At 55.7% G+C, this 2621-nt stretch carries 1 protein-coding gene; it reads left to right on the top strand.

Translation table 11 applies throughout. The features are described 5' to 3' along the window. Positions 1-213 precede the first annotated feature (213 nt). Positions 214-2427: a DNA helicase RecQ gene (gene recQ / locus VGE80_RS18525; protein ID WP_440593697.1), complete on the top strand. Its 2214-nt coding sequence runs from the start codon at positions 214-216 to the stop codon at positions 2425-2427. Positions 2428-2621: the final 194 nt, after the last annotated feature.

The raw sequence follows: 2621 nt of genomic DNA, 5'->3' as shown, positions 1-2621 counted from the left end.
GATTCCCAACTCAGTGACTTGCGCGGTGACTCTGGGGGAATGAGTTTTCTTTCACATAAACCTTGAGGCGATTGCACTTGCAGTTGTGTTTTGCTGAGAGGGGAAGATCTCTGGCCAAATTCTGCATTGAGCAACCCTGCAGTGAATGCCGGTTCCTGAGGCTGTTTCTTTCGGTCAGATGTTTCTTTCGGCGAAAAGGTTCGAATTTCAGCGATGGCAAATGCTACGGATGTGATGTCGGCGCTGAGAGACGTTCTGCAGAAATACTGGGGATATGATTCTTTTCGGCCACTGCAGGCGGAAGCGATGCGGACGATCATCGAGCGGCGAGACTCGGTCGTTGTCCTGCCGACAGGAGGCGGAAAGTCGATCTGTTTTCAGGCTCCCGCGGTGGCGATGCCCGGATTGGCGGTCGTTGTTTCGCCGCTGATCTCGCTGATGAAAGATCAGGTCGATGCGCTGACGGAGTATGGTATCCCCGCAGCTTGCGTCAACAGTTCCATGACCAACGCAGAACGGTTCAAGGTGGCGGATTCCATTCGGCGAGGAGAGTTGAAGCTGCTGTACGTGGCCCCCGAGCGGCTGTGCAGCGACAAGATGCTCGACTTCCTTGAGACCAGTCAGGTTTCGTTCTTTGCCATCGACGAAGCGCACTGTATCAGCGCCTGGGGGCACGACTTTCGGCCTGAATATCGGATGCTGCAGCAACTTCGCACGCGGTTCCCCGGGATCGGCGTCCATGCCTTCACTGCCACTGCAACAGAGACCGTGCGGCAGGATATTTCAGACCAGTTGGGACTGCGTGATCCGGAATGGCTGATTGGTTCATTTGATCGTCCCAACCTGATCTACCGGGTGCTGAAAAAAGGGGATGTCCTGAAGCAGGTTCGTAGCGTGATTGATGCACATCCTGAAGAATCGGGGATTGTCTACTGTATCTCGCGCCGTGAAGTGGACGAACTGGCACAGTCGTTGAAGCAGGCGGGATACAAAACGCGGCCCTACCATGCAGGGTTGTCGGACGCAGATCGCAATCGGCATCAGGACGAATTTCTGAACGACAAGACCCAGATCATTGTGGCCACGGTCGCCTTCGGGATGGGGATCGACAAGTCCAATGTCAGGTACGTGATTCACACCGGGGCGCCGAAGTCGCTCGAACACTATCAGCAGGAGACGGGGCGCGCAGGCCGAGACGGCCTGGAAGCCGAATGCTGGCTTCTCTGGTCGTCCGCGAATTTTATTATCTGGCGAAAGATGCAGGAGGAACTTCCCCCCCCTGCCAAAGCGCAGGCCCTGGAAAGCCTGAAAGGGATCGAACGTTTCTGCACGGGGGTGTCCTGCCGCCACAAGGTGCTGGTGGAGCATTTCAATCAGGCGTTTGAATCGTTCAACTGCCGTGCGTGCGATGTTTGCCTCGATCAGCTTGATCTGGTGGCAGACCCCTTAGTGATGGGGCAGAAGATTCTTTCCTGTGTTGTGCGGGTGAATGAAAGTTACGGGGCGGACTACGTGGCACAGGTCCTGGTCGGATCACGAGATGCCCGCATTCTGGCGAATGAGCACGATCAGCTTTCGACGTATGGGTTGTTGAAATCAGAGAGGAAAGAGGCTGTCCGCGACTGGATTGAGCAGTTAGCCTCGCAGGGATTTCTGGAGCGAGAGGGGGAATACAACACGCTGAAGGTGACCGACGCGGGCTGGAAGCTTTTGAAGGGGCAGGCCACGCTCAAGCTGCTGCAGCCAGCGAAGAAAAAATCGGGATCGGGATCGGGAAGTTCGTCCAAAGTCGAAGCGGCATCGTGGGAAGGTGTTGATCGTGAACTGTTCGACGAACTGCGGGGGCTTCGTCGGCGGATTGCAGAAGGTCACGGCGTCGCTCCGTTTGTGATCTTCGCGGATACGACCCTTCGTGACCTGGCCCGGCGGCGACCAACCAACCTGGCAAACTTTCGACTTGTGCACGGGGTCGGGGATAAAAAAACGGCTGACTTTGGGAGTTTGTTCACCGACGCCATTCGTGAATATTGCGATCGGCACCAGGTGGCGCGTGATCTGGACACTCCCGGAAGTACGACTCTGGTTCCACGTGTCACCCAATCCACCGAAGCTGTGACGTTGTCACCGACGAAGCAACTGGCCTTCGACCTCTTCCGCCAAGGCAAGTCGGTGGAAGACGTTGCAGCATTGACCGAGCGCACATCGTCGACGGTCTCGGATTATCTGATCGAATTTATCGGTACGATTCAGCAGTGTGATCCCGCACCCTGGGTGAATGAGTCCACTTTTGAAAAAGTCCGGGCAGCGGTTGCGCGAGTCGGAACGGATCGACTGAGACCGATTTTTGAGGCTTTGGATCAGCAAGTGCAGTATGGGCAGATCAAGGTGGCCCTGGCTTGTATCAAGAACCTCCCTCCGGTCAAATAGACGTCGGCTTATCAGTCCCTTTGAATTCGTCTGTCCCAGCGAAAATTCGTAGCTGTCATGGCTGAGCTCAAGGAGTTCGTGAAACGAATTCGACATTCCCGCGAGCCCTCAATGATTGTCGGAACAGATCGCATGCGTTCGCTGAGTCATCAGCGAACGCATGCTGTGCAACAGGCCTATTCCTGTTGCACAGG

The organism is Schlesneria sp. (assembly GCF_036405755.1).
Classification (GTDB): domain Bacteria; phylum Planctomycetota; class Planctomycetia; order Planctomycetales; family Planctomycetaceae; genus Schlesneria; species Schlesneria sphaerica.
The sequence above is the reverse complement of the archived record's forward strand: the minus strand, read 5'-3'. Positions and strand labels throughout refer to the sequence as shown.

Excerpts from the sequence above, each read along its gene's own strand:
- recQ (WP_440593697.1), top strand. The coding sequence starts at position 214 with ATGGCAAATGCTACGGATGTGATGTCGGCGCTGAGAGACGTTCTGCAG.